The organism is Cellulomonas septica (assembly GCF_012396155.1).
Classification (GTDB): domain Bacteria; phylum Actinomycetota; class Actinomycetes; order Actinomycetales; family Cellulomonadaceae; genus Cellulomonas; species Cellulomonas septica.
Genome location: NZ_JAAXOY010000374.1, coordinates 1 through 3,467, shown reverse-complemented (window position 1 = coordinate 3,467; position 3,467 = coordinate 1). Strand labels below are relative to the sequence as shown.

Genomic DNA, 3,467 nt, shown 5'->3' with positions numbered 1-3,467 from the left:
GCGAGCCGCGCGTCGAGCGTCACCACGCGCGCGTTGACGTCGGCGTCGGCGATCGGCGGGGGCCCGACGACCAGCACCGCGAGGTCGCGGGCCCGCGCCTCCTCGACGAGCCGGCGCAGGTTGTCGGCGGTCCGCTCCTCCGGGACGCGGCGACGGCCCTCCTCGACCGTCGCGTCGTTGACCCCGAACGACACGACCACGGCACCCGCGCCCACGCCGGGAAGCCGGGCAGCCGCCTCGCGCTCCCAGCGGTCGAGCACGTCGTCGGAGGTCTGACGTCGCACGCCGAGCACGTAGCCCGTGACGTCGCGGTCGGGTCGGTGGGTCGCGGCGAGCAGGCGCCCGGTCCACCCGAGGGCGGTGGGGTCGCCGACACCGGCGACGAACGAGTCGCCGAGGAACAGGACGGTCAGCCGCGTCATGGTCGGCATGGTGCCGGTCGGACGCTGCCGGCGGGCATGTCGTCCGCGCCCGTGCCGTCGCGCGCGACCACCTGGGTCGCGATCACCCCGCACGCCGGCGCGCGCGGGGTGATCGGCGCCGCGCACGCACCCCGTCGTGCCGCGCGGTCCGCACCCGCGCCGACCGGTCCCTCCTCCGACCGGCGCGGGTGCGTGCCTGTGTCAGGACGCCCGGTCCCACCCCTCCTGGTGGCCGTACGTCCCGACGCCGCTGCGACCCTTGCCGGGCCCGTGCCCGTGACCGGGTCGCGGCTTGGTCGGGCTCTCCACGCCGTTCACGGCGGACGTGTCGAGCGCGAGGCTGTACGTCGCGTAGGCGATGGCGCCCGTCATGATCCGCAGCGCCTCGCGGTTCACGTTCGAGATGTCGTCGCCCGGCGAGTGGTAGTTCGGGTCCATCGTGATCCCGGCGGTGCCGCCGAACAGCGCGACCTCCTCCTCGGTCTTCACGTCGTCGGCGCCGGTGAACAGGCCGGACGCGGGGATGCCGTTGAGGATGAACGCCTGGTAGTCGGACCGGCCCGAGAACGGGGTGTCGACCCAGGGCTGGCCGATCGAGTCGAAGTAGTCGGTGAAGACGTCCTCGGTCTCGGGCGAGCCCGGCGGGACCGGCACCGGGGCCGGGTAGGTCGACTGGTCGGCGTCGTACACGCCGATCACGTAGTTCGGCGAGCCGACCATGTCGAAGTTCAGGTAGGTCGCGATCTTGTCGAGCTCGCCCGGCTGCGCCGCCAGGTCCTCGACGTACGCGGTCGACCCGATGAGCCCGAGCTCCTCGGCGCCCCACCACGCGAACCGCACCGCGTTGGGGATCTTCTTGTCGCGGCCGAGCTGGACGGCGGTCTCGAGCAGCGTCGCGGAGCCCGTGCCGTTGTCGTTGATGCCCGGGCCGTCCTCGACGCCGTCGAGGTGCGCGCCGAGGAAGACGACGTTGTCCTGCCGCCCGGCCTTGGTCTGCGCGATGACGTTGAAGCTCTCGCGGGTCTCGGTGTGCACGCGCGTGTCGAGCGTGACGGTGACGCCCGGGGTCGCGGCGAGCGCCTGACCGTCCTCGAGCGTGGCACCGGCGGCGGGGATGGTCACGCCGCTGTTCTCGCCGAGCGTGCCGATGAGCAGCGTGTCCGGGAGGTTGTTGTAGACGACGACGCCGACCGCGCCGGCGGCCTGCGCGAGCTGCGCCTTGACCGAGAAGTTGCAGCCGCCGCGGCTGATGACGGCGATCGTGCCGGTGACCTCGACCCCGGCCCACTGCTCCGCCGTGCAGCCGAACGTGTCGAGCGGCGAGGCGGTCGGCGCGGTGACGCCGCCGACGGGCGTGTTCACGGCGAACGTCATCTGGTCGACCGTGTACGTCGGGCCACCCGCGACGGTGAGGGTGGCGGCGTCCTCGACCTCGAGGTCGAACGTGAAGGGGTCGCGCGTCGTGGTGTAGCCGGCCTTGCGGAGCGTCTTCTCGACGTAGCGGGCGCTGGCCTCGTACCCGGAGGTGAGCGCGGCACGGTTGCCGTCGTTGCGGTCGGCGATGCGCTGGAGCTCCTGCAGGTGCCGGAAGACGGCGCGCTCGGTGACCTTCTTGGAGAACTTCTGGGCGGAGCTCGGCGGGTAGCCGTGGCCTCCTCCGTGACCGGGGCCGCCGAGGGTGTCGGCGGCGGCGGCGGGTGTCGCGACGGCCGCGCCGGCGAGGGCGAGGGCCGAGACGAGGACGGTGAGCTTGTGGCGTTGCTGCACAGCGGACCTCCGTCGTGGTGCGAACCGGACGGTGCATGCTAGCCGTGACAACAGTCACAAAGGAATAGGACGACCGTCCGATCTGTCGCGCAGCCGCGTCAGGACGGCGTGCGCGCGGCGTCCAGGACGTCGGCCGCGTGCGACGTGCGGACCAGGAAGTCGTGGATCGTCCGGCGGCTCGCGGTCAGGCACGCGATGCGGTCGTCGAGGCCCTCGAGCTCCTCGGCCAGCATCTCCGCGACCGTGCGCGGGCACGACGCCGCGAGGTCCTCGTCCTGCGTCCGCTCGAGGTCGAGGACCACCTTGGCCAGCCGTGTCGGGAGGCCCGACCGCACCAGCCCGACCGCGCGCTCGACGTGGGCGACGTCGGCCTCGTCGTACTCGCGGTAGGTGTTGGCGGAGCGCGCGGGGGAGATGAGCCCCTGCTCCTCGTAGTAGCGCAGCAGACGCGTCGAGACGCCCGTGCGGCGGGACAGCTCACCGATCTTCACGACGACCACCGCTCCCTCGACGCGCCCGGCGTCGCGTGTGCCGACCCCTTGACCTTCACACTGATGTCAAACTCTAGCGTCGCGCTCATGGACACCACCGGCCGTCTTCCCTGGCCCAGCCTCCTCGTCCTCGGCGGCGCCACCTTCGTCATGGTCACCGGCGAGATGCTCCCGACCGCCGTGCTGCCCGCGATGAGCGCCGACCTCGACGTCCCGCAGGCCCGCACCGGGCTGCTCGTGTCGCTGTGGGCGCTCACGGTCGTCGTCGCGACGTTCCCGCTGGTCCGGCTCACCGCACGGTTCGACCGGCGGACCGTCGTCGCGGGCGCCCTCGTCGTGTTCGCCGTCAGCGCCGTGCTCACCGCTCTGGCCCCGACGTACACCGTCGCCGTCGGCGCGCGCGTGGCCGGAGCCGCCGCGACCGGGCTGCTGTGGGCCGCCGTCAACACGCACACCGCCGACCTGGTGCACCCCTCCCACCTCGCGCGGGCGGTCGCGGTCGTCCTCGGAGGGGCGACGCTCGGGACCGTCCTCGGGACGCCGCTCGCGAGCGTCGTCGCGCAGGCGTGGGACTGGCGCGGGGCGTTCGTCGCGCTCGCGGTGCTGGCGCTCGTGGCGGCGGTGCTGGTGCGGGTCGTCGTCGGCACGGTCACGGCGCCCGCACGCGGTGAGGAGACACCTGGACGTCGAGACGGTCGGAGCGCCGACGCGGACGAGGGTGGTGGCGGCGGGGCCGCCGCGCCGGGTGCGAGCACCGTGGGTGCCGCGGGTGGTGCGCGCCCTGCAG

Annotated in this window: 4 protein-coding genes; 1 reads left to right on the top strand and 3 read right to left on the bottom strand. The window is 73.5% G+C overall.

Annotated elements, in window-relative coordinates:
- The 3 genes from HGA02_RS13465 to HGA02_RS13455 all read right to left on the bottom strand — a co-directional run.
- A partial coding sequence (locus HGA02_RS13465; protein ID WP_168679438.1) for a DUF459 domain-containing protein occupies window positions 1-422 on the bottom strand: 422 nt, incomplete at its 3' end.
- 201 nt (window positions 423-623) lie between these two features.
- A complete protein-coding gene (locus HGA02_RS13460) occupies window positions 624-2,189 on the bottom strand; it encodes a M20/M25/M40 family metallo-hydrolase (RefSeq protein ID WP_168679437.1) in 1,566 nt (521 codons plus the stop codon).
- 98 nt (window positions 2,190-2,287) lie between these two features.
- Window positions 2,288-2,680 carry a MerR family transcriptional regulator gene (locus tag HGA02_RS13455; protein ID WP_168679436.1) on the bottom strand — a complete coding sequence of 131 codons (393 nt, stop codon included), beginning with the start codon at window positions 2,678-2,680 and terminating at the stop codon, window positions 2,288-2,290.
- A 63-nt stretch (window positions 2,681-2,743) separates the two neighbouring features.
- Here HGA02_RS13455 and HGA02_RS13450 point away from each other — a divergent pair.
- Window positions 2,744-3,467, top strand: a 724-nt coding sequence (locus tag HGA02_RS13450; RefSeq protein ID WP_168679435.1) for an MFS transporter, incomplete at its 3' end; no start/stop codon positions are given.